This window comes from Veillonella sp. S13054-11 (genome assembly GCF_002959795.1).
In the GTDB taxonomy this organism is placed as follows: domain Bacteria; phylum Bacillota; class Negativicutes; order Veillonellales; family Veillonellaceae; genus Veillonella; species Veillonella parvula_E.
The window spans coordinates 35,975-59,326 of the sequence record NZ_PPCY01000004.1 but is presented as its reverse complement, the minus strand read 5'-3'; the positions used below and the strand labels follow the sequence as shown (position 1 = coordinate 59,326).

23 protein-coding genes and 1 other annotated feature are annotated in these 23,352 nt (G+C 38.7%); of the genes, 1 reads left to right on the top strand and 22 read right to left on the bottom strand.

Annotation, left to right across the window (positions count from 1 at the left end; genetic code table 11):
* Positions 1 to 399 precede the first annotated feature (399 nt).
* The 11 genes from VPHSUH08_RS04185 to VPHSUH08_RS04135 form a co-directional block, all read right to left on the bottom strand.
* Positions 400 to 2,130, bottom strand: a complete 1,731-nt coding sequence (locus VPHSUH08_RS04185; protein ID WP_105086812.1) for an S-layer homology domain-containing protein — start codon at positions 2,128 to 2,130, stop codon at positions 400 to 402.
* Positions 2,131 to 2,865: 735 nt separating this feature from the next.
* Entirely contained in the window at positions 2,866 to 4,053 is a 1,188-nt protein-coding gene (locus VPHSUH08_RS04180) for a flavodoxin domain-containing protein (RefSeq protein ID WP_004694278.1), read from the bottom strand.
* A gap of 315 nt (positions 4,054 to 4,368) precedes the next feature.
* Positions 4,369 to 4,908, bottom strand: coding sequence for a hypothetical protein (locus VPHSUH08_RS04175; protein ID WP_004697650.1), 540 nt, complete (start codon positions 4,906 to 4,908; stop codon positions 4,369 to 4,371).
* A gap of 231 nt (positions 4,909 to 5,139) precedes the next feature.
* Positions 5,140 to 6,210: a 3-isopropylmalate dehydrogenase gene (leuB, locus tag VPHSUH08_RS04170; protein WP_105086811.1), complete on the bottom strand. Its 1,071-nt coding sequence runs from the start codon at positions 6,208 to 6,210 to the stop codon at positions 5,140 to 5,142.
* Positions 6,211 to 6,416: 206 nt separating this feature from the next.
* Complete coding sequence (locus tag VPHSUH08_RS04165; protein ID WP_004694284.1) at positions 6,417 to 6,908, bottom strand: 3-isopropylmalate dehydratase small subunit; 492 nt, start codon at positions 6,906 to 6,908, stop codon at positions 6,417 to 6,419.
* A 1-nt stretch (position 6,909) separates the two neighbouring features.
* Positions 6,910 to 8,169, bottom strand: a complete 1,260-nt coding sequence (leuC, locus tag VPHSUH08_RS04160; RefSeq protein ID WP_105086810.1) for a 3-isopropylmalate dehydratase large subunit — start codon at positions 8,167 to 8,169, stop codon at positions 6,910 to 6,912.
* 1 nt (position 8,170) lies between these two features.
* Positions 8,171 to 9,709 carry a 2-isopropylmalate synthase gene (locus tag VPHSUH08_RS04155; protein ID WP_105086968.1) on the bottom strand — a complete coding sequence of 513 codons (1,539 nt, stop codon included), beginning with the start codon at positions 9,707 to 9,709 and terminating at the stop codon, positions 8,171 to 8,173.
* A gap of 154 nt (positions 9,710 to 9,863) precedes the next feature.
* Positions 9,864 to 10,065: a binding site (T-box leader), on the bottom strand.
* A gap of 81 nt (positions 10,066 to 10,146) precedes the next feature.
* Positions 10,147 to 10,554 (bottom strand): hypothetical protein, encoded by a 408-nt coding sequence (locus tag VPHSUH08_RS04150; RefSeq protein WP_105086809.1) that lies wholly within the window; start codon positions 10,552 to 10,554, stop codon positions 10,147 to 10,149.
* 91 nt (positions 10,555 to 10,645) lie between these two features.
* Positions 10,646 to 11,278 carry a hypothetical protein gene (locus tag VPHSUH08_RS04145; RefSeq protein ID WP_105086808.1) on the bottom strand — a complete coding sequence of 211 codons (633 nt, stop codon included), beginning with the start codon at positions 11,276 to 11,278 and terminating at the stop codon, positions 10,646 to 10,648.
* Positions 11,279 to 11,420: 142 nt separating this feature from the next.
* Complete coding sequence (locus VPHSUH08_RS04140; RefSeq protein WP_105086807.1) at positions 11,421 to 11,849, bottom strand: VOC family protein; 429 nt, start codon at positions 11,847 to 11,849, stop codon at positions 11,421 to 11,423.
* Positions 11,850 to 11,898: 49 nt separating this feature from the next.
* Positions 11,899 to 12,516, bottom strand: coding sequence for a DNA alkylation repair protein (locus VPHSUH08_RS04135; protein WP_105086806.1), 618 nt, complete (start codon positions 12,514 to 12,516; stop codon positions 11,899 to 11,901).
* Positions 12,517 to 12,834: 318 nt separating this feature from the next.
* Here VPHSUH08_RS04135 and VPHSUH08_RS04130 point away from each other — a divergent pair, with 318 nt between their 5' ends.
* Positions 12,835 to 13,182 carry a hypothetical protein gene (locus VPHSUH08_RS04130; protein ID WP_105086805.1) on the top strand — a complete coding sequence of 116 codons (348 nt, stop codon included), beginning with the start codon at positions 12,835 to 12,837 and terminating at the stop codon, positions 13,180 to 13,182.
* Positions 13,183 to 13,276: 94 nt separating this feature from the next.
* Here VPHSUH08_RS04130 and VPHSUH08_RS04125 read toward each other — a convergent pair whose 3' ends face one another.
* From VPHSUH08_RS04125 to VPHSUH08_RS04075, 11 genes are all read right to left on the bottom strand, one after another.
* Positions 13,277 to 13,966, bottom strand: coding sequence for a hypothetical protein (locus tag VPHSUH08_RS04125; protein WP_105086804.1), 690 nt, complete (start codon positions 13,964 to 13,966; stop codon positions 13,277 to 13,279).
* 183 nt (positions 13,967 to 14,149) lie between these two features.
* Positions 14,150 to 14,626: an HXXEE domain-containing protein gene (locus tag VPHSUH08_RS04120; RefSeq protein WP_105086803.1), complete on the bottom strand. Its 477-nt coding sequence runs from the start codon at positions 14,624 to 14,626 to the stop codon at positions 14,150 to 14,152.
* Positions 14,627 to 14,675: 49 nt separating this feature from the next.
* Positions 14,676 to 15,302, bottom strand: coding sequence for a GyrI-like domain-containing protein (locus tag VPHSUH08_RS04115; protein WP_105086802.1), 627 nt, complete (start codon positions 15,300 to 15,302; stop codon positions 14,676 to 14,678).
* 208 nt (positions 15,303 to 15,510) lie between these two features.
* Positions 15,511 to 16,155, bottom strand: coding sequence for a hypothetical protein (locus VPHSUH08_RS04110; RefSeq protein ID WP_105086801.1), 645 nt, complete (start codon positions 16,153 to 16,155; stop codon positions 15,511 to 15,513).
* Positions 16,148 to 17,080 carry a hypothetical protein gene (locus tag VPHSUH08_RS04105; RefSeq protein WP_105086800.1) on the bottom strand — a complete coding sequence of 311 codons (933 nt, stop codon included), beginning with the start codon at positions 17,078 to 17,080 and terminating at the stop codon, positions 16,148 to 16,150. The genes VPHSUH08_RS04110 and VPHSUH08_RS04105 overlap by 8 nt, the downstream gene beginning before the upstream one ends.
* Before the next feature lie 49 nt (positions 17,081 to 17,129).
* Positions 17,130 to 18,203 (bottom strand): type I restriction endonuclease, encoded by a 1,074-nt coding sequence (locus tag VPHSUH08_RS04100; protein ID WP_105086799.1) that lies wholly within the window; start codon positions 18,201 to 18,203, stop codon positions 17,130 to 17,132.
* A gap of 222 nt (positions 18,204 to 18,425) precedes the next feature.
* Positions 18,426 to 19,166 carry an ABC transporter ATP-binding protein gene (locus tag VPHSUH08_RS04095; protein WP_105086798.1) on the bottom strand — a complete coding sequence of 247 codons (741 nt, stop codon included), beginning with the start codon at positions 19,164 to 19,166 and terminating at the stop codon, positions 18,426 to 18,428.
* Between the two features lies 1 nt (position 19,167).
* Positions 19,168 to 19,935 carry an ABC transporter ATP-binding protein gene (locus tag VPHSUH08_RS04090; protein ID WP_105086797.1) on the bottom strand — a complete coding sequence of 256 codons (768 nt, stop codon included), beginning with the start codon at positions 19,933 to 19,935 and terminating at the stop codon, positions 19,168 to 19,170.
* On the bottom strand, positions 19,928 to 21,442 hold the full coding sequence (locus tag VPHSUH08_RS04085) for an ABC transporter substrate-binding protein (RefSeq protein WP_105086796.1): 1,515 nt from the start codon (positions 21,440 to 21,442) through the stop codon (positions 19,928 to 19,930). Before VPHSUH08_RS04085 ends, VPHSUH08_RS04090 begins: the two co-directional genes overlap by 8 nt.
* 64 nt (positions 21,443 to 21,506) lie before the next feature.
* Positions 21,507 to 22,316 (bottom strand): ABC transporter permease, encoded by an 810-nt coding sequence (locus VPHSUH08_RS04080; RefSeq protein ID WP_105086795.1) that lies wholly within the window; start codon positions 22,314 to 22,316, stop codon positions 21,507 to 21,509.
* The gene (locus VPHSUH08_RS04075; RefSeq protein WP_105086794.1) at positions 22,309 to 23,259 is read right to left on the bottom strand and encodes an ABC transporter permease; all 951 of its coding nucleotides are present in this window, start codon (positions 23,257 to 23,259) and stop codon (positions 22,309 to 22,311) included. Before VPHSUH08_RS04075 ends, VPHSUH08_RS04080 begins: the two co-directional genes overlap by 8 nt.
* Positions 23,260 to 23,352 lie beyond the last annotated feature (93 nt).

The window sequence follows — 23,352 nt, the reverse complement described above, 5'->3', positions numbered from 1 at the left end:
TTCAAAAACAGGTAAGTATATATTTTAAAATCATTATTACATTATTATTATAATAATAATTCAAGAACCCCAAAATCTTAATTATTATGCAATTCTATTTATAGTGCTAGAAAACAAAATAAGGCTACTTTGATTTGTAAAAGTTTTGTAGAAAAACCATATAAATCAAGGCAGTCTTTTTTAAATTTCATTATAACATAAAGAAAAACATCTGAAAAGGAGCATAAAAGAGGCTTCGTCAAATATTGGGACATTTATCTCACAAATCTTTTTTCATTAAAAGTAGAATACGTATTCAAAAAACATATAAGATAATACAAAAGCATATTAGACAAAAAAACAGGATGTATCAAAGATACATCCTGTTTTGAACTTTTACAAACTCTAGAAAAGTTAATTCTATTGATTATTGTATATACGGGAACCGTATACGTCACGTTCGTTTTTAGGTTCGTTGTTAACGCGAACACGTTCAGTTTTATGACGGTCGTTATCATCACCAGAAATACGATCAACACGGAAATGGTTAAGACGAATATTTTGTAATTCAGGACCGAATTCATTCAATGCACGTTTCATGTTTTCGTCAATAGGAGCACCGTTTTGAAGTGCACGGTACAACATAGTAGCGAATTCGTAACGAGTCATCTTAACATCGCCTTTGAATGTGCCATCAGGGTAACCAACAAGGATACCATTACCAGCCAATTGGCTAATATATTGGTAAGCCCAGTGGTTACGAGGAACGTCTGGGAATTCAGCAGTTTTGCTAGGATCAATTGCATGTGGAGTCAAGATTTGTAACAAGTTATTATATTTGTTTTCCATATCTTGAAGACGTGCGTTCAATTCAGCAATTTCACGACCCATAGCTACGCGGGAACGGGATTCTGGGGAACGTTTACCAAGACGAATAGATACACCTGCGTTCAATTGAGTTTCGCCAGTACCTACAGTGCCACCAACGGAGAACATTGTATCTTCGTTAGGACGGTAGAACGCACCCAACGCAGCGGAGTTAGCATTATGGTAGTGACCATAACCAGCAGCAATTGTCCATTTGTCATCTGGGTTGAAGTCCAATGGATGCAATGCAGCCAATGCAGCAGAACCTGCGCCTACTTTGTTAACGCGTCTTTCAACAGTACCAACACGACTAGTCAAGTTCTTAATATTGTTATTAATTTGACCAGGTGTGGAATTGTTGATTTGTGTTTGTAAGTCATTAGCTACGGAATATAATTGGCTACCGTTTACAGCATCTGTAGAAGTAGCGGAGATTTCCCCAGCCGCAACATTTTTAATTTGACGTTCAGCACCAGCTTTACCTACAGACACGGAACCATTAGCTGCAGAACCTACGCCAGCAAAACCACCAAAGGTATGACCAGCGATGGTTGCACTACTTTGAGCTGTAGCTTCACTTGTAGTAGAACCTGTGCCTAATGCGATAGAGTTTAAATGTGTTGCATTTGCATGATCACCAATCGCCATAGCGTAGTCAGCTGTAGCACTTGCATCAGAACCAAACGCATTAGAACGCACGTTAGTTGCCTGTGCACCAGCGCCAAATGCTTGAGCATGATCACCAGATGCAAGGGCAGAGGACCCCATAGCAACAGAATGATTATTGGTTGCTTGTGCGCTAGAACCAATCGCATTAGATTTATAGCCAGACGCTAACGCTTCATAGCCAATAGCTTGTGAGCGAACTTCGGAAGCCTTTGCACGTGTACCAATAGCAGTAGACCATGTACGTTGTGCTTCAGCAGAATGACCAATAGCAATAGATTCATTCATCAACGCTTTGGAAGAATTACCCATTGCTAATGCAGAGGTACCTGCTGCAGTATTATTAACACCAATAGCGACAGAATTACTTTTCCAGTCACCAGTTCTCTTTGTAGCATCATCTGGCTCATTTTCATAATCACGATCACGGAAGTTTGCATCAGATTCTTTTACAGTATTACCGCTACCATACGCAACTGCATTATTAGCACCTGTAACAACATTAGTGTTGTCCATTACAACAGAAGCAGCGTCTACCGGATTAACATTCGCACCAACAGCAGTGACAGCAGCCAATACAACAAACGCTAATTTTTTGGAATGTTTCATTTCTCTCATCTTACACCCTCACTAAATAAAAAAATCATCTAAATTACAATACAATTTTTCATTCTCTCTATGTTCCGTCTCTCACCTCGGTCTGAACAGGTGATATTCTAAATTAGCATAAAGAAATACCCCTATATCAGTTTAAGAAAAATTTATATTGTCGATTACTCGCATAGAATATCAAAGTTTTACGATATACACAACCCTTTTTTCTAACACAAATCAAATTAACAAGTTTCTATACCTATCAAAATCCGCTTTATTCCTAGCTTTATAGGGAAATAAATTTTACTCATTATTTTCCCTTATGAGTTAAATTTTTCGCAACTTTGTAAACTTTTCTCATGTAACAAACTGTATAACTTATAAATAAATAACCACCTTATAAGTACGCAAAATATACCTTTTACCCTTATTATATCCCATTCACACTTAATTCATGAATTATATGTGAATTAAACTGTTTTGTATATTTAATCAACAACTTAACATTTTATTATAATTTTATATTTCTATAGCGCCAGTATCTATCAATGCAAATCGGTGCCCCAAAAAACGCTAACGAGAATGTTATGAGAATAAACATGACAAATACAATTTATATTGACTAATATTTTATGTATATGTTTAAAAAAGAAGGCCCCTATTCTTCATGAAAATACCCCTTTTACTGATTATCCAGTAAAGGGGGTACATATCAAAAATAGGGGTTTTATAACAAGAATCTTTCTTTATTATATGTAATTATGCTAATAAGGCGCTTACAAGTGCTTCTGCTTTATTAAAATCGGATTCTTCTGGGTTCCAGTTGCATTTGATTTCCGGTTCTACTACAGAGAATCCATACTTAGTCAACTCTTCACGGAGTACCTTTGTAGATTCACCAGACCAGCCATAGGTACCAAATACAGCAGCCTTTTTATTTTTGAATTTCAACTCACGTAAGAAATCGAGCCAACCAGCTACGGAAGATAATACGCTATTACCTACTGTTGGGGACCCTACAGCAATAGCTTTAGACTTAAAGACTTCTGTCATGATGTCATTTTTATTGGTTTTACTAATATTGAAAATCTTAACACGTGTATCAGGGGATTGTTTCGCAATTTCTTCTGCAATCTTATGTGCCAACTTCTTAGTGCCATCCCACATAGTGTCGTATACAATTGTGATTTGATCCTCTTGGTACGCTTGCGACCATTCATAGTATTTTTCTACGATTTGCATTGGATTTTCACGCCAAATCGCGCCATGACTCGTAGCGATGATATCGATTGGCAAATTAAGCTTTTGAATTTCTTCAACTTTAGCTTTTACCAATGGAGAGAACGGATTCAAGATATTAGCGTAATACTTCATCGCCTCTTCCCATAGACGGCATTGATCAGCCTTATCCGCCCATAATTCCTCTACAGCGAAATGTTGACCAAATGCATCGTTAGAGAACAAGATATTATCCCCTGTCATATAAGTCGCCATGGAATCAGGCCAGTGGAGCATGCGCATTTCTACGAACACCAAGGATTTTCCGTTTCCAATATCTACGGAGTCCCCTGTTTTAACGGTTTTAAAGTTCCATTCAGGGTGATGATATTGTCCAACCAAGGACTTAACAGCATTTTCCGTACAATAAATAGGCGTATTAGGGATTTTTTCCATCAATGCAGGCAAGGAACCGCTGTGATCCACTTCGCCGTGGTTACATACGATGAAATCAATCGCATTCAAATCAATTTCAGATTCCAAATTATCAATGAACTCAGAGGAATGAGGTTTCCATACAGTATCGATGAGGACCGTCTTCTCCTCTTCAATCAAATAGGCATTTTGGCTAGACCCATTATTAATGGTGTAATCAGAACCGTGAAACTCTTGCAATTCCCAGTCGATTTTACCAACCCATGATACGTTGTTTTTAATGTGCTTTCTCATAATAACCTCCATGTTCTGTGAAAGTAAATATACTCACCTCATATCTTTTAATGAGTCTATCAAGGCCCACAGATGAGAGAAGCAACTTTCACCGGTATTACCCAATATATGGCCCCATGTTGTATCAATAGATACAACACAAATCGGTCATTAACTATGGTTCTATTATACGGACATCACATAATGAAGTCTGTACCTGTAGGTACAGATTTGAGAATTATTATAAAAACCACTCATAGGTAATCACATGCCGTACATTAGTACACATCGATTCCCCATGAGTGGTTACGAGTATATGTAATTATAAGGGATGATTTATTTATTACCTGATTTAGATAGTCCAGGGATAGCTTTATAGATATATAATGCAATATATCCATCAACCAAGCTATGAACGATGGTGCCGCCGCCTACAAGAACAAATACAACGTAGATGAGATCAATGTTTGGCATCGTAGTTGTAGTATAGAACAATAGGCATGCTAGTACCTCACCAATAGCGTGAATGATAGCACAAGCAAGGTTAAACGCCACAAAGGATAGAGCCCCTGTTAATACGCCTGGATGATGTTTAATATAGTAAGCCCCCATCAAGGCAAAGATGATATGAGATGCAGCACGCATAACGATAACAAGTGGGAAGCCTGCTACAAAGAAGCCGAGCGTAGAACCTATGACAACACAAGCTGCCATCTTACGAGATAAGAACATGGCTAGGAATATAGGAACATGACTCGCCAATGTATACGATGCCGGTGGAATCACAACTTTCAAAGGCATCACAATAGGAATCATAATGGCTAATGCCATCAATAAAGCAGTAATGGTTAAATTTCGATACATCGAAGAATTCATAAAGGCCTCCTTAAAGAATATCTTGCCATACATCTACCAATATAGCACTCTAATATATGAAGAGCAACTACACATACCGCTAGACGTCCCACAAAAAAGAGAGGGCCTTACAACCCTCTCTTATTTAATTAGACAAATATATTATAATATCTGTATTTTAACACTTATGGTACGATTTTGAAAATGTCGTAACTCACGTTAATAACTTTGAGGAATCTTAATTCATTGCTTTTATAAACGTTCGATTACAGCTTGCGCCATTTCTGTGGTACCAACTCGTTTTAAACCTTCGCGATAGATATCTCCTGTACGGTAACCATCAACGAGCACTTGTTCCACAGCGCGCTCAATAGCATCAGCCACTTGAGGTAAATCAAGGGAGTGACGGCACATCATAGCGGCGGACAAGATTGTGCCCAATGGGTTCGCCAAGTTTTGACCCATGATGTCTGGTGCAGAGCCGTGAATTGGCTCGTACAATGCAGTACCAGTACCCATGGATGCAGATGGTAAAAGCCCGATAGAACCAGAGATAACAGCGCCTTCGTCGGACAAGATATCGCCGAATAAGTTTGTGGTAACGATAACATCAAACTGTGCAGGATTTACAACGAGTTGCATCGCTGTGTTATCCACATAGAAGTAATCTGTTGCGATGTCTGGATTAGCAGCCGCTTTCTCTTGCGCGATTTTACGCCACAAGCGAGAAGAAGCCAATACATTTGCTTTATCTACGGATACGACCTTTTTGTTACGTTTACGAGCTGTTTCCATAGCGATATCCATGATGCGTTCTACTTCATAACGGCTGTATGTTTCTTTATCCCAAGCGAATTCGTTAGCACCTTCACCTTGTGCCTCTTCCCGTTCACCAAAGTAAATACCACCAGTCAACTCACGAACGATGACGAAATCTACATCTTGTACGAGTTCCTTTTTAAGCGGAGAATACTCTTGCAAAGATGGATAGATTTTCACAGGACGCAAGTTACAGAACAAACCAAGTTCCTTGCGAAGGCCTAGGATTGCTTTTTCAGGACGGATAGACGGATCTACATTATCCCATTTAGGACCGCCTACAGCACCAAGCAACACAGCATCAGCATTTTTACAAGCCTCGATAGTATCCTCAGTCAAAGGCACGCCGTATGCATCAATAGACGCACCGCCCGCTTTCTTATCAATCCAATTAACCTTTATACCGGCTTTCTCAAAAGCCACATCACACACAGCCTTCGCTGCAGCAATAATCTCAGTACCGATACCATCACCGGGGATCAATACGATATTCTTTTCGCTCATCTTACCTCTCCAATATATAGTAAATACTCATAGATGAACCACAACCCCATCAGCTTTTATTCCACTATTTAATTCTATATGCCGGGGTCGAACCTTCACACTCTCGAGAGGCGAATGCTCGTCGAAAACGACTTTGGCCCTGCGGAGGCCGCAGGCCGAAGTCAGACCCGGCCAGTGGAGGCTTGAGATGAGTGTTCGGCTCGCCCCTATTTGCGGTTTTTCGCAAAGTTCACAAGCCCTCCTGCTGCCGCAATGTCTTGAATAAATTGTGGCAACTCCGTCCCTTGGTATTGTTCGTTTTTCGTCAAGTTGTACACGATACCTTTAGACAAGTCTACACCAATAGCATCGCCCGCATCGATACGATCAACTTGTTCACCGATTTCCACAACTGGTAAACCGATGTTGATAGCATTACGGAAGAAGATACGTGCAAAGGAGTGTGCTATGATAACAGGCACGCCTTTGGCTTTAATAACGCCCGGTGCATGTTCACGAGAAGAACCACAACCAAAGTTTTTACCAGCTACCATGATTTCGCCGGCTTTCACATTAGGAGCAAATGTTGTATCAATATCTTCCATCGCATGTTCAGCCAATTCGTTCCAATCAGCAATCGCCAAGTAACGAGCCGGAATGATTACGTCTGTATCTACATCGTCGCCGTAGCGCCAGATTTTCTTGCTTTCAAAATCCATATTAAACCTCCTCAGGGCCTGCAATGCGGCCTAATACAGCACTTGCTGCCGCCACATAAGGGCTTGCCAAATATACTTCAGAATCAACGTGACCCATACGACCACGGAAGTTACGGTTTGTTGTGGAGACGGTGCGTTCCCCTGCAGCCATGATACCCATGTAACCGCCTAGACAAGGACCACATGTTGGCGTGGACACAGCGCAATCAGCTTGAATGAAGATGTCTAACAACCCATCTTTCATAGCTTGGTCGTATACATCTTGGGACCCAGGGATTACGATACAACGAACGAATGGAGCCACCTTACGACCTTTGAAGATTTCCGCAGCTGCTACCAAGTCTTCATAACGGCCATTTGTACAAGAACCGATGATAACTTGATCGATTTTAATATCCTTGTCGATTTCGTTGATGTAATGCGTATTGGATGGCAAATGAGGGAATGCTACAACTGGCTGCAATTTGGACAAATCGATTGTAATAGTTTGGGCATATACCGCATCAGCATCTGGAGTGATTGGCTCAACAGGGCGATTTACGCGACCTTTGATGTATTCTTCAGTAATTGCATCGTAAGGGAATACGCCGCATTTACCGCCTGCTTCGATAGCCATGTTACAGATTGTAAGACGGTCAGCCATAGTCATATGCTGTACGCCGTCGCCGGCGAATTCAAGAGCCATATAACGAGCGCCGTCTACACCGATTTGACCAATCAAGTCAAGAATTACATCTTTCCCCGTTACCCATTTATTAGGTTTGCCGATAAGCTCAACCTTGATAGTTTCAGGAACTTTGAACCAAGTTTTGCCTTCTGCCATAGCAACGCCCGCATCAGTGGAACCTACGCCGGTGGAGAATGCATTCACCGCACCATATGTACAAGTATGGGAGTCAGCGCCAATCATCATTTCCCCAGGACCGATAAGACCTTTTTCTGGCAAAATAACGTGCTCGATCCCCATACGCCCAACTTCAAAGTAGTTCGTAATGCCATGTTCGCGTACGAAGTCGCGCATTACTTTCGCTTGTGTAGCGGATTGAATATCTTTATTTGGTGTAAAGTGGTCAGGCACCAAGTAGATTTTATGACGATCAAATACAGGTTTGCCGATTTTTAAGAACTCTTTGCGAGCCGGTGGGAATGTGATGTCGTTCATCAATACCGCATCCAAATGACACTCGATGATTTGGCCTGGCTTTACAACATCAAGACCCGCATGACGAGCCATATTCTTTTCAGTAATGGTCATACCCATATTATTCTTCCTCCTGTTGTTCTAGCTCCATAGCTAGGAATACTGAGTTTACTGCATTAATATATGCATTTACACTTGATTTAACAATATCGGTGCTGATACCACGACCATGGTACAAGCGACCGTTATATTCTACCTTGAGAGTTGCTTCCCCAAGGGCATCTTTACCAGCTGTTATAGCGCGGATTTGGTAATCTTTCAAGCTAATTGGCAAACCAATCACACGTTCAACCGCTTTAAGGGATGCGTCTACTGGACCATCACCAACGGCTGCATCTGCTTTTTCACCTTCTGGAGTCATGAGACGAACATCAGCATAGGCATAGCCTTTTTCACCCAATTTATAGTATTGAGCCACGAGTTCGAATGCTTTTTTGTGGTGAAGATTATCTACTACGAGGGCTACGATATCATCATCGTATACTTGTTTTTTGCGGTCTGCCAATTCTTTGAATTTACCAAAGAGATCATTGATTTTCTCTTCTGTGAAAGATTGGAATCCAAGTTTTGCCAAATGATCGGCAAAGGCATGGCGACCAGAGTGTTTACCTAATACGAGGTCTGTTTTTTCAGCACCTACGGACTCAGGAGTCATGATTTCGTAAGTTTCAGGGTTGCTCATCATACCATGTTGGTGAATACCAGACTCATGAGCAAAGGCGTTGGAACCTACGATTGGTTTATTTGGAGGAACTACGACACCTGTCAAACGACTTACTAGTTTAGAAACTTTCGTAAATTGTTTTGTATCAATGTTCACTTGAAGATCGCCGAAATAATCATGGCGTGTTTTAAGAGCCATAACAACCTCTTCAATTGCTACATTACCTGCACGTTCACCTAGGCCATTAATTGTGCCTTCTACTTGACGTGCACCTGCTTTAATAGCAGCTAATGTATTCGCATTAGCAAGGCCTAAATCATCATGACAGTGAACGGAGATGATGGCATTTTCAATGCCTGGTGTATGTTCTTTAATATAACGGATTTTGTCACCAAATTCGTTAGGGTTCATGTACCCCACGGTATCTGGTACATTAATAATTGTAGCGCCACCAGCGATAGCCACGCCGAATACTTCACACAAGAAATCTAAGTCTGTACGAGCCGCATCTTCACCAGAGAACTCGATTTCATCAAATTTGCCTTTTGCAAATTCCAAGATAGATTTAACGCGATCCAATACCTCTTGACGAGTCATTTTCAATTTATATTTCATGTGAATTTCGGATGTAGCGATAAACACATGCAAGCGGCTGCGCTCCGCATCTTTCAACGCATCAGCCACCTTTTGCACGTCCTTTTCGTTAGCACGAGCCAAGCCACAAATCGTTGTGCCTTTAACCTCGCGGGCAATCGTTTGTACCGCGTCAAAATCTCCAGGGGATGCAGCTGGGAAGCCAGCCTCGATTACGTCGATGCCGAGGCGTACTAGGCCTTTCGCAATTTCAATTTTTTCAGGAGTTTGTAAAGACACACCTGGTGTTTGTTCCCCATCACGAAGGGTTGTATCGAAGAAATATACGCGATTCTGTTCCATAATAGCCACCTTTTCTATCCTCATAAAACATAACACTTTATTATATCTATCCATAGTGAAAGTTTGTAGCATCACCAATGTCGACATCATATATAATCAGTGATTTACTAGACTTTCACAAATAAAAAAGCCCCTCAGAACAACCGTCGTTGCTCAAAGGGGCGTTATATTCATAACACGGTACCACCCTAATTGGGACTCGTTTCGGGTATAACGGAACCACCGTCGATGACTACTGACGTTCGCCACCAAAGCTCGCGGGAGAGTGTCAGCATACAACCTCTATTGCCTCGCACCAACCGGCAACTCTCTGAAAGCAGGATTTGTAAACCTTTATACCCGTTCATCGCTTGATTTAAGATATAAGGGTATTGTACTGTATTCTATAGACTTATGTCAATTAAAATAAAATGAATATGTTTAATAAGACATTCTCGTTAGTAACTAATCCACTTTAAACTCTCAAAATCATTTAGAATTCGTTTATCCATTTTAACAACTTGATTAGTTAACTCTATTCGATTATTAACAAATGAAATATCTGTATACCATTCCTTTAAACTAGCATATACTTCATTCTCTAAATCAATAATCATAGTTTCAATAGGATCCCAAGTTTTGCATCTTACTGACTCGACCATAACCATGCTACTACCTATGAAAGTAACATCTCTACCATAAATCCAAAATGGCAATACCTTATTTTTTATAGCAATAGAGTATATAGCATCCCCATGAGGTGGTTCTGTTTCATATTGTGTGCGTATTTGGTACTTTTCCATAATTTCATTACTACCATTTTCTATATATGGTAGCTTTGAAATCTTATAATTTTCTGCGTTCATATAAACTCCATTATTTTTAATATCAATCACAACAAAGAGGACTGTATATCGCTATTTGTGTAAAGAGTATTTAGGTAGTGCAACGATAAACTTAATTTGCACCTACACTATTAATTATTTCTCTAGCCCGTTTAACAGAAACTGGCTCATTAAATAAGAACACATGGTTCTGACCCTCATGTTCCCATGATGCTAAATAAACGGAGTCATCTACCATTCGATAAGTTACCGTCATGCCATTTACAACCTCTGTTTTCTGAGGCACATAATCCTTATAGTCACCTGCGATATTACCAGATAAAGTAGATACGCGATATTTAATATACTTTGGCATATCATCTACACGGTCAAAGTATTTTTCTTTTAAAAGCTCATGATAGGCATACACGACTTGTAGTACATCATGATCTACAACAGCCACATGTATAGCATGTAATCCCTCTACTCCACTTGGCAACTGCGGTTTAAAGTTCAAATGTTGCTTAGCCTCGTATACAGTATCAAACACCTCTAGCGATTGACCTTTACGAGTGCTTCTATAATCGCTATCAGTCATACTGCAACTACCAAGTCCATCTGGACAAGGAAACTCATTTCGGTCACCATAAGGCTGATCATAAATCGAATTACCATTGAGACGAAGCCGCATCAAGTCCTCTGCGGAGACAATATTAATAGAACCTATGAAAGCTAACGTGGCCAGTGCACATATAATCTTTTTCATGATACATTCCCCTATAAACAAACAACATGTATTAAGTAAATTATATCAATAAAAAAACAAATGCCTATATAATACTAGTTACAGCATGATTCTAAGTCTATAATAAGCTGATGCCGAAGACACGCCTGAGCAAGATTAACTACTAAAATTTCAATAATCCCTTTTCATCAAACTTAAAGTTTGGACCCCATGCAACTTCCCAGTAATATCCATCTGGATCAGCAAAATATGCATGATAACCACCCCAAAAAATATCTTGTGGCTCTTTTACAATTCTTCCCCCAGCATTTCGTACTAATTCAATGACACTATCAACATCTTCTTTATGTTCAACATTATAAGCTAATGTAATTCCAGCAAATCCATTTCCCGTTGGAGGATTGCTTTCATCAATATCTTTTGCTAATTGTTCCAAAGGAAATAGTTCAAATTTTGTCCCTGCTGTATTGAAAAATATTACTGGCGGATTATTTTCTTTACAGTCAGTCTTATATCCCAAACCATCTCTATAAAACTTTATTGATCGTTCCATGTCTCTAACGCCTAAGCATATGCAAGTGATCTTATTCATTACTACCTCCATAGTTTACAATTACATTAATCAGATAAACTTAAATTTGTCAGCTAATAAATTTACTCGCCAATTTGTACACTTGATTTATTTCTTTGCTGTCTAATTTCCAATTATTGAGTTCAGCTCTAATTAATTCAGGAAATTTTTTGCTAATATCCCTTAAAGCATTGCCTACCGATTTTCTGACATATTCACTGGTATCTTCTTTTAGTGCAGCAATTCGTCTAATAGCTTCATTAGGGTTGTCTTTGAAATATGGCCTACTTGTCCATATTCTTAATCCCTCTGTAACGGCTCTCCTCGTATTTGGATTATGATTATCTAACCATTCATCAATAATTGGAAGAGCTTTTTCATACCCTGTCTTTCTGCAAAATTCATCAAATGCCTTTGCTAATACTTCCTGAACTCTCCAATTATCATCTTCAGACACTTCATCTCTCATAAATACCAAAATATCTTTTTGATCTGATAAGTATCCAAAAAGAAATACACCGTACATTCTTACTTGATAGATATCAGATTTATAGGCTAAAAATGCTAACTCCTTGATATATTCAGTATCATTAGATTTATAATCGACCAAGGCTCGTCTTTCTTCCTCTTTGAAGCCATTTTCTATCAAGGAAAACTCTGTTTCTAAACGCCTAATATACGCTTTCAAAGAAACTCACCTCACTTACAAATTCCAATTTGTTTATAACTATCTGATTCTAGCTTTTACAAAATCAATAAAACTATGTTTTCAATACAGCTACATTGCGCCAATTATTGGTATTCGGCTTTTATTATTAAATTATATCAAAAAATTTATTCTGTAATCATCACAAATCTATCCTATTTGATAGTATCTATCGCAAATCATTCTACTATTCAAAATTATTGTAGGTGCTATAATGAACTCAAGAAAAGGAACATGTGCTCATATAATACTAGTTAGCGCACTGTTCTTATAGTTAGTAGTTTATAAAAGGAGACCATCATGACACATACACAAGTAAAAGAACTCGTACAAGCTTTATTAGATGCACCTACAAGCAATCCAACATTAAAAGAATTCGCTCAATCTTGGATCAATGCAGAAGGCAAACCTGAACAAGAAGCACTTACAAAACAACTCGTATCCGTTGCGGAGCAAAACATTGCACTCATCGACGAAACAATCGGCTTTGCAGGCTCTGAACTTGGTACACAAATTCTTGGTGCAGAAGGCGCAGCTAATCTATTACAACACGCTAAAGACATTAAGGCAAAAGGCGCTGAATTCTGCGACTGCCCTGGATGCACGGCATGTAAACACGTTATCGATTTGAAAGCGGAAATTAAATAATAATATTAACCAAATAATTAGATTTAAATATATTTGATACTAAACAGATAAAGCAACCTCCATTGAAGAGGTTGCTTTTTATATTAATATTAAATTAATCTTCGTTAACTCCTTGTTTAATTCTTGCTTTCAAAGAAATCCACTCTTCTTGTACAGTTAGATAAGGATTTATGTAGCACCAATATATACATAACCCTAATACTATAGTACTATTTATGTCAAAAGATAATTCAATCCATTCTTTATGTGTCACATTAATTAAATAACTGCTAAAGGGAATCAAGTCTTTTATAGGATTAAGATTATTAAATGATGAAGTATAATTCTCAATAGATATCAAACTACCTATATGATTAAATGTAGCTAAAATATAATACATTCCGCCTATATAGAAACTGACTAATGTTATACTAAAAATTAAACCTAGACTTTGATGACTAAAAAAATAGCACCAGTCTTTCTTGCTTACAAAACTAATAGCATATTTTCTTTCTATATACTTTAATATATCCTCCATAATAAAGCCTATAACTACAAGCAAAAATAAGCCTATAGGAATAAAATATACAAAAGGAATTATCCAATAAAGCAGAAACTCTATTCTTTGTAATAAAGTTTGCACTATTTGTGGAAATAAAAATTGAATTTCCAAGATATTCACATAATAGTTATCATATAAATAATTAGCAAAAATAGAGCCTATAAATAAAATCACTATAAGTTTTGTAATCAAATCAGTTCGCTTTACTACTAATTCTACGAAGTGTTCAATATTATTTATCATATGTACCTCCAAATCTATCTTTATTAAAAATCATACTATACATTACGAGTAATTTTCTCCTCATAGGTTGAAAGATTTATCTATTTAAATCATATATATACTAAAAAGCATACAAAATAGATGTAGCTCCTCTTTTGAGGAGCTACATCTCATAATATTTCTATAAAAGTTTACTTTCACAACCTAATCAGACAATATTTGTAACATCTGAAGAACTTTAAAGCACAAAACAATATTAACAATTATGATCAGCAGTGTTATGAACGAATACGCCAAGAGCCAGTAGTTCGCTGATACTACATCATATATCTGATAGGTACAATATCCGCTAGTGATGATACCGCTAAGAACACCCGGTATATACTGTCGTAGAAAAATACTTTGGAATATATGCCCAATCACGTGGTATATATACGCTATGATGACAGTGATGTAAATGTTGAAGCTTTCAAAATATATACTCAAACCTAGTATATTCAACAAGAGTATGAACTCCTGACAAACGATAGCATTGAATCTAAAAGGTGTAAACGCGGCCCCTAAGAATTGCTGTTGTAGTTTTGGATTTCTTCGCATAAATCTCGGAAATAAAAGAATCTCCTCAAATTCGTGCAACATAAAAATGCTTGGGAATAATAAGAAAAAACTATTCAGATCCATAAGGCGCCTCCTTCATAAATCCGATTAAGTTTATTATGACAGCTTTATACTATCCCTTTTTCACCTGCACACGCAGTACCGTCTTCAATTTTGCGGGCTCCACCTTTCGTGCATCGGACAAGTAGATTTCCCGATGCCAGTCGTCGTTAACACGTTGCAAGTTATGCGCAGTACAGAATTCATCTACTTTCATAAACGATTCCGGTTCATTGTCATAAGGTCCGATATGCAATATCTGCACGCAATCTCCGTCCTCTATCGATTCAAGCCGCACGTCCTTAAATCGAGGCAACGATTTTTTCTTGGACACATTAATAATAGCCGTCTCCAACACATCAGGAGTCACAAAATCAGGTTGTCTGATCATCACCCGATATTGCAGATTATTCTTATCAAACTGCTCCGTATGCTCAATCTGCTTCCAAAGCGCCTCTAGCGGATACACGGTGTAATCAAAGTACCCATCTGGCGTCACACCCTTTTTCGGCAACATCTTTATCCCGTATGATAACGAATATAACGCCTCAATATCATCGGCAAAGGCCGCATGATTAGGATTTCCCACGCCGTCCAGCACGAGGAACTTCATACTCGGCACCGTAACCTGCACCGCCTGCGGCTTCGGACAATACAATTCCTTTTCGTGCTTACGCCATTCATGCTTTACTGCTGTCATAATCAGACCTCTCTTTCTGAAAGAAAATATATGATTTCTTTTATGGTAAGGGAGGAATATGAAAGTTGGTTAAAACAGCTACCTTATAATATTAAATAGAACATCCAATTTCACTTATTCAATAAAACTCTACTATGTTAAACAATTTATGAATATATAAATATCTTCTACTAAATCATCTTGAAAATACCTTTAGACCAAAATAATCTTAACTATCAGTATTTTGTTGTTTATTACGTTTACACTCGTGCAATAAATTTAATCTAACAGAAAGGCTCATTCTAAATATTGAAATAACATTATAAATTACTGACTGTAATTCCCATATTATTCTTGAGGAAAATATAAAATAAACAAAATAGACAAAATAAGCAAAATACATCAAACATGTTAAAGAAATTTCTGGCTTCATTCTATCAAGAACTGTGAGAGAAAAAAATAATAGTATTGTAAATATAAGCCCCATAAAATATATAAATAGAACATGACCTAAATAATACAAATATCCTTCAAAAAAAGATTCTTCTTTATCTGTATTAGTTTTAGTAATATTAACCATAACATCAATAAAATCATCACTCAAAAAAATTAATACAATTGAGTAAATCGTAAATAATACTGAAAAAATGGCCAATTCTAAATCTAGAATTTTTGAAACTATATTTAACTGTACTTTGATATCATTTAAATCTATTCCAAGTATAATGAGTATAGTTACAACCAATGCACCTAACCAAGACTTCATAGATCCATTTATATTCAAAATAGAAAATGAATCAATAATCATTCTATAAGATTTAGGAATCTCTGATAACCGTTTCACAATTTGTTTATAACTACTTATATTATTCATTTCTATTCCTTCGATAATCTAGATAACATTTATTATTATCTTCACTTACATCTTCAAGAATTCCACTTGCAAAAGCATATTCTAATATAGTATCTGATGGACATTGATTTAGATCTCCCTCAAACGGAAACTGTTCTTTCTTTGTAAGCTCATGTTCTGAAATTTTTAATTTATTACCGATTTCATCTGCACCCTCTACTCGAACTTCGGCAAGACCTTTTGTACTTTCAATTATCTTAGCTAATTCTAATTTATTTTGAGGAGAGTTAAAGTTAATATTTCCCGTATTTGACTCAGCTTTCAACATCATTTCTCTTGTATATTTTGTAAATGCACTTGGATCAATATCATTATTTAATGGGAAAAGTTTGAATTTAGCTAAAGTAATTTTTTTCATTCCATGCAACATATCATGAATACCTTTAGCTTGTAAAGGTATTCCCACAATATTTACGTTAGCATATGGAAGAAACTCTTCCTCTCCTGATTTTCGTTTTATTTCATTAACTGTATTTATATATTCACTCAAAATATACTCTAAGGTACTAGATAAACCTCTTATATCTGGACTAGATGGCTCATTTTTAATCAATATCATTCTATGATTTCTTAAAAAAACAATAATTTTTGAATATGGTGCTGCAAGCATTGTATCATCTACAACTTTCAATACACCATTATCCATTCTAGTCTTAGCTTCATATTTAGTATCTTTAATATAATCAGCCTGTAAAATTAATTCATCCTTATAGTCTATTAAACGAACATTAATAAAGTAAAAGCTTGGATAGCTTTTCCCTCTTTTAAGTTCTGAACGTAAGGCTGGGATTACAATATAATCTAATTGTGATAATAATGGCTCATTTGTATCGCCAAATGTAATATTAAAGTTTGCAAACTCAACTATTTTTACATTCTTATTCATAGAAATCAACCTCTTATATTAATTCACTAAACTTCAATAATATTGAAAATTATTTTACTTCTAACTCATGTAATCGTTGCACCAGCTTATCTTCATACTCATAGATATTATTGATACTTTCAATTAAATATTTAGTACGTTCTCCATTCTCTACTATTTCTATATATTTCTTACTCTTCTTGATATAGATTCGGCACAACCACTTAGTAATATGATTATCCAAAATGATTGCAAAATAGGTTTCTTTATCTTTATAAGTAATTCGCTCTACATTTATATACTTACTTAGAATTGCTTTAACAGTGTAATAAGAATCAAGTTCTTCTTCTGTTGTTACAATCTTTGATTCACTTTCTTCTTCAACATGTGACTCTTCATTATCAACCGGAAGTGAACTCGATGTAGTTTCAGTATTTGCAAAAGCAGTCTCAATTTTTTTGTTCAACAATTCCTTGATAATGTAATCAAATGCATTTTTTACAATTGGAGTATACTTTTCGATAACAGACTGTGTTTTCGCTCGACTGTATACGCCTTTTCCCAATATAAGTTTTACTAATTCTTCACTAGGATTTTCAATTTCTTCTTTTATAATCTGACGAATTTGAGCCTCATTTTTCAAACCTTCTGCAGAATCATAAATAGCATCTTTATCAAAATTTTCTTTTGTAAAGTACTGTAATTTTACTATTTGCTCATCTCGTAATTCTAATAAATTGATTTCTAAAAACGGGGCATCATCCATTTTATTAAGTTCATCAATATCTGTATAAAATCTATACACAATTCCATTCGTAAGAATCGCAAATTTAGCCGTTGTTGTACCAAAATAACGATATAGTTGAGAATCATGTTTTTCTAGTTTTTCATTAATTGATTTACACTCAACCAAAATAACTGGTTCATTATCAAATTTTATTGCATAGTCTACCTTTTCCCCCTTTTTAAGACCCACATCAGCAACAAACTCAGGCATAAATTCGTTTGGATTAAATACATCATATCCAAGGATTCTAAAAAAAGGCATAATTAACGAAGTTTTCGTTGCTTCTTCTGTCAAAATGTCATTTTTTAATGTTTTAATACGCTGAACATGAGATTTAATAAGGCCTTCAAACTCCATAATAATACCTCCTAAACATTAACACACACTTCATCTTATATTTATATATTTCTACAAATTAACAAATTCTCCTGCATATATTAGTAATATTAATTTATTTTATTATTTTTATACTTAAGATAAATTTATTTATTTTCACTTATCTCACCATTACTTACTTAATTACTAAAACTAATTTTGACATAAAGAGAGCCCCTGTTCCAAACAGGGGCTCTTTACTTTCTACACACTCGCTTCCACTAGTGCTCGTGTATACGGGTGTACCGCTTCTTTCAGTCGAATTGATTCGATGTTTTCCACGATTTGTCCGTCTTTCATCACTAGGATTCGATCTGTGACCGCTTGTAGCAGTCCGATGTCATGACTCACAAACACATAGCCGAAGGGTTGTTCTTTATGTAGTTTTTGTAATAGGTCAAGTACGAGTTTCTGGTTCACCGCATCAAGGGCCGATGTAGGTTCATCAAAGAGTACCAGTTTCGGCTTCATCAGCATGATTCGTGCCAGTACAACACGTTGCAGCTGACCTCCGCTGACTTCGTGAGGGTATTTCTGGATAATCGTTTCCGGTAAGTCCACATGTCGAATCCATTTGCGAATATCTTCCTTCGCTTCGGCCATGTCCTTGAGTCCATAGTTAATGTATGGCTCAAGTAGAAAGTCTTCCAAGTTCATCCGTGGAGGAATAACCGCCAACGGATTTTGAAACATCATCTGCAGCGAGCGATATATTTCCGTATGGTTTTGAATCTGTGATATATCTTCTCCGAAGAGTCGCAATGTACCCGATGTAGGTTTTTCCAGCATCGCCATGAGTCTAAGTAGCGTACTTTTACCAGAACCGCTACCGCCGGCGATGCCTACTCGTTCATGTTCAGCAATAGCAAAAGACACATCATCAACGGCACGCACCATATGATTGTGGTTCGTATAATATTTACATATATGCTCAGCTTGTATCATATTACACCACTTTCATCACGGAATCCAACAGTATACGTGTATAGTCATCTTTAGGATGCGCCATTACCTCTCCGGTAGCGCCCATTTCAACAAGGTGCCCTTTATTCATCACACCGATGCGGTCCGCAATGCGCGCAGCCGCCTTGATGTTATGGGTTACCAGAATCACGGTTGCCCCGAGAGCCTGTGTTACTTCTTTCAGCAAATCTAGCACCGACGATTGTACCAGCGTATCTAAAGCACTGGTCGGCTCATCGGCAAATACGATATCCGGTTTCAGAATCAGACTCAATGCAATCGCCAAGCGTTGTTGCATACCGCCGCTCAGTTGGAACGGATAGGATTGTAGAATACGTTCCCCTTCCTTCAAGTGGACGAGCTGTAACATATGCAGTACACGATTCACATCATACAGTTCATCATGGGCACGCAGCAAGTCTTTGAAATGGTTTTCCACAGTACGAGCCGGGTTCAAATAGGCACTGGGATTCTGAAAAATCATCGACGTACTCATGCCGCGCATTTGTCGCCAATCCTTATCGCTCAACGTCGTAACATCCGCGCCGTTCAGCAAAATTTGACCACTTATGGTAGCTTTCTTCAGTATACCGAAGGCGGCGCGAATCAACGTCGATTTCCCGGAGCCGCTTTCACCAACGATGGCAAACACCTCACCAGTGCGCACGGAAAAGGATACATCACGCACAGCCTGTTCCGCACCATATGAAATTGATACATTGTCAAATACTATGCAATCAGATTTATTCAATAGTAGAATCCTTTGTTAATAAGTAGTAATCGATCGGATGTACCGGCACATTTTTAACCTTGGATGTGGAAACCACATTCGCAGCAGGGTACAACAAATAGATATCAGCCACATCATCAAGCAAAATGGACTGCACTTGTTTAGCCACGTTCGTCCGTTCATTTTGATCGAATGTAACCGCCAACTTGTCTATTAATGTATCCACTTGAGGATTGTTATAGCCGCCCACATTGGCTTTAGAACCGGATTTATAGAATAGGCTGAGGAACCAGTACGGATCGTTTGTGGACATGGTCACCACATTGCGTTCCACCAAATCAAATGCGTCTACGCCGAGGGTATCCACTTCATTAGGACTTTGCAATTTTCTGAGTTCTACCGCGATGCCCGCCTGTTTCAATTCTTGTTGAATTTCTTCATACATGCTGGTATCTTTACCCCAAATAGCGAGGGTCAATTTCAATTCCTTGCCGTCTTTTGCATAGATACCGTTGCCATTCTTCACATAGCCCGCTTGGGTCAATAATTCATTTGCTTTTGCAAGGTCAGTGACTTCCTTATTTGAAAGCCCATCATAGCCCAAGTTTGCGGAAGGAGGGAATGGAGCACCACCGGCCAATGCACCGCCGCCGATAACTTTTGCCATTGTATCGTAATTGATGATATGAGCCACCGCGGAACGTACATTTTTATCATGTAACGGAGAGGCTTCCGTATGATTAATCTTTAACATCATTACGCGAACACCTGCCACCTCTTGAATGTTGAACCCGTCTTTAAACAAGCTGCGATTAGCGGAGTCCACCTTTTGAATGACATCCACATCTTTAGATTGCAACGCCATGGCGCGCTTATTATTGTCTTCGATATCCTTTACAGTCACAGAATCAAGGCCTGGTTTGCCGCCCCAATAGTCGGCGAACGCCGTTAACTCGATGCTTTCACCCTTTGTGAAAGAAGTGATCTTGTACGGACCTGTAAGAACCGGTTTAGACGCCACATCTTTGAGATCTGCCGTATCCATGATAACGAATGCAGGTTCAGTCAAGCTGGACAATAAGGAGCCATTAGGTTCCGTAGTTTTAATGATCAAATTTTGACCATCAACGGTAATGGATTCGATTTTAACGGCCTTAGCAGAGCGAGGGCTTTGTTTCATCGTATACTCGATGGACTCTTTTACCTTCTGAGGTGTCATCGCAGTGCCATTATGGAATTTTACATTTTCTCTAATATGGAATTTCCATGTAGTGGGATCAATATTTTCCCAGGAATCAGCTAATTGTCCGGTGAATTTCATATCTGGTGTCACTGTAGCCAAGGTTTCACCTGCTCCGATACGTGTCAAGGTCCACGCATCCCATTCATGCGTCGGATCTAATGTTTCACCGAACCAATATAAGCCGACATTCAGATGCTTGCCTTGTTTAGCCGTATCATTGCCGCAGCCCACCAAGAGAGCCACCATACACAGCATGGATACACATGCTAATAACCAACGTTTCATAAATACTCCTTTTCACACCTCATTGTGATGAGGCTTTCACTAAAAACATTCATATTGTATGCGGTCATCGTGATACATCGAGGACATCACGCAACGCATCGCCAATATAGTTAAACAGAACAACGGTAATAAAAATCGCAAGCCCCGGATAGATCAACAGCCAAGGCGCGGTTTGCAGAAAATCACGGGAGCTCAATAGGATCGCGCCCCACTCGGGATCAGGCGGTTGCACGCCGATGCCGATGAGCGAGAAACTGGCCACCAAAATGATGGCGTCCCCTAAATGTTGAATAATGACAATTAATAGCGGCGGCAGAACATTCGGCAGAATGTAACGCCATAAAATGTGAATACTCGAAGCGCCGGACATGCGAGCAAAGGTAATATACTCGGCATGGCGTTCGATATGCACGAGGCCCCTCGTGATGCGCGCATATTCCGCCCATTTAGTAATGCACAGCGAAATGATCACATTCGTTATGCTTGGTCCCATGATGCCGATGAAGGCAATGGCGATCACCATATTCGGAAATCCCAGTACCAAATCGATCAATCGCGACAGCCAACGGTCAACGCGTGGCGTAGAGAAGCCTGCCAGTCCGCCGATAACAATGCCTATCGCTCCGCTGATGCCGATGATGGTGAAAGCAATCCACAGCGATGCCTTTCCGCCATAAAGGATGCGTGACCACACATCGCGGCCCAACTGATCAGTTCCAAGCCAATGAGTGCTGCTGATATCCTGCAACCTATCGGCTACATTCGTTGCCTCCGGATTATAAGGCGCGATGTACGGAGCGCAGAGAAAAAATACAATCCACAATGCTGCCAGTACAAGCATGATATATAGGCCATAAGGCTTTCGTCTATTCATAAGAGCCTCCTTGTATAGCGGCTCTTCGTTTCGGATTAAGCCAGATACTCAATACATCGATGATGATGTTGATTACGATGAACACCAATGTAATCCAGATGATATAGCCCTGCATCAATACATAGTCACGAGCAGTTATGCCCTGTACCATCATATAACCGATGCCTTTGATGGAGAACACCGTTTCAATAACCGCGGAGCCGCCTAACATGGCCCCCATCGTAACGCCCATCATAGGTAATAACATAAGACCTACATGAGGGAAGATATAGCGACAATATACCATCCACTCCGGCAGACCGAGAGCTCTGGCCCCCTGTACAAAGGGCTGTTTCTCAACCTCCAGAATAGCATTACGCAGACGGCGAATATATAAGCCACAAATCCACAGAGCAATCGTCAAGGCCGGCAGTATATACACGGTGAAGCCCTTTGTATTCGTTACCGATACAAGCTGCAGCTTCACGCCGAACAGATACAATAGCAAGAGACCTACCCAGAACCCCGGAATCGCCAAAGCGAAGAACGTAAATAATCGAATCACATGATCGGCCCAGGAGTCCTGATACCGTGCCGATATCATGCCAAGCGGTATCGTTACGACTATGCCCATAATAAGTGCCAGTGATACGAGTCCCAATGTATTCGGCAGCGCTCCACCAAGAATCGTCGCAACAGGCAAGGAATATAATATAGATTCACCGAAGTCGCCTCGCACCAGTTGGACAAGCCAGCGTACATATTGCTGCCACCACGGGTCATTGAGGCCTAGCTGTTCTCGCATCTGCTCTACTAATACAGGATCAGGTGTAGCCCCTACTAAATTAAACTTCATCGCCACTGGGTCAATGGGGGATAGTTTAATCAATACAAATGTACCGATGGTTACAACTAGTAAAATGCCAACAATACTCGCCAATCGCTGTAATATTAATCGATACAATACATCACCTGCCTTCTTTTATTATAAATTAGCTATATTTCTATTCTATCAATAGTCTTTATATATAAGTATACCCGCAGAGGTATATTAGAG

Bases quoted from the DNA above. Each gene is read 5' to 3' on its own strand.
- VPHSUH08_RS04185 (WP_105086812.1), bottom strand. From the start codon at position 2,130: ATGAGAGAAATGAAACATTCCAAAAAATTAGCGTTTGTTGTATTGGCT.
- VPHSUH08_RS04180 (WP_004694278.1), bottom strand. From the start codon at position 4,053: ATGAGAAAGCACATTAAAAACAACGTATCATGGGTTGGTAAAATCGAC.
- VPHSUH08_RS04175 (WP_004697650.1), bottom strand. From the start codon at position 4,908: ATGAATTCTTCGATGTATCGAAATTTAACCATTACTGCTTTATTGATG.
- leuB (WP_105086811.1), bottom strand. From the start codon at position 6,210: ATGAGCGAAAAGAATATCGTATTGATCCCCGGTGATGGTATCGGTACT.
- VPHSUH08_RS04165 (WP_004694284.1), bottom strand. From the start codon at position 6,908: ATGGATTTTGAAAGCAAGAAAATCTGGCGCTACGGCGACGATGTAGAT.
- leuC (WP_105086810.1), bottom strand. From the start codon at position 8,169: ATGGGTATGACCATTACTGAAAAGAATATGGCTCGTCATGCGGGTCTT.
- VPHSUH08_RS04155 (WP_105086968.1), bottom strand. From the start codon at position 9,709: ATGGAACAGAATCGCGTATATTTCTTCGATACAACCCTTCGTGATGGG.
- VPHSUH08_RS04150 (WP_105086809.1), bottom strand. From the start codon at position 10,554: ATGAACGCAGAAAATTATAAGATTTCAAAGCTACCATATATAGAAAAT.
- VPHSUH08_RS04145 (WP_105086808.1), bottom strand. From the start codon at position 11,278: ATGAAAAAGATTATATGTGCACTGGCCACGTTAGCTTTCATAGGTTCT.
- VPHSUH08_RS04140 (WP_105086807.1), bottom strand. From the start codon at position 11,849: ATGAATAAGATCACTTGCATATGCTTAGGCGTTAGAGACATGGAACGA.
- VPHSUH08_RS04130 (WP_105086805.1), top strand. From the start codon at position 12,835: ATGACACATACACAAGTAAAAGAACTCGTACAAGCTTTATTAGATGCA.
- VPHSUH08_RS04125 (WP_105086804.1), bottom strand. From the start codon at position 13,966: ATGATAAATAATATTGAACACTTCGTAGAATTAGTAGTAAAGCGAACT.
- VPHSUH08_RS04120 (WP_105086803.1), bottom strand. From the start codon at position 14,626: ATGGATCTGAATAGTTTTTTCTTATTATTCCCAAGCATTTTTATGTTG.
- VPHSUH08_RS04115 (WP_105086802.1), bottom strand. From the start codon at position 15,302: ATGACAGCAGTAAAGCATGAATGGCGTAAGCACGAAAAGGAATTGTAT.
- VPHSUH08_RS04110 (WP_105086801.1), bottom strand. From the start codon at position 16,155: ATGAATAATATAAGTAGTTATAAACAAATTGTGAAACGGTTATCAGAG.
- VPHSUH08_RS04105 (WP_105086800.1), bottom strand. From the start codon at position 17,080: ATGAATAAGAATGTAAAAATAGTTGAGTTTGCAAACTTTAATATTACA.
- VPHSUH08_RS04100 (WP_105086799.1), bottom strand. From the start codon at position 18,203: ATGGAGTTTGAAGGCCTTATTAAATCTCATGTTCAGCGTATTAAAACA.
- VPHSUH08_RS04095 (WP_105086798.1), bottom strand. From the start codon at position 19,166: ATGATACAAGCTGAGCATATATGTAAATATTATACGAACCACAATCAT.
- VPHSUH08_RS04085 (WP_105086796.1), bottom strand. From the start codon at position 21,442: ATGAAACGTTGGTTATTAGCATGTGTATCCATGCTGTGTATGGTGGCT.
- VPHSUH08_RS04080 (WP_105086795.1), bottom strand. From the start codon at position 22,316: ATGAATAGACGAAAGCCTTATGGCCTATATATCATGCTTGTACTGGCA.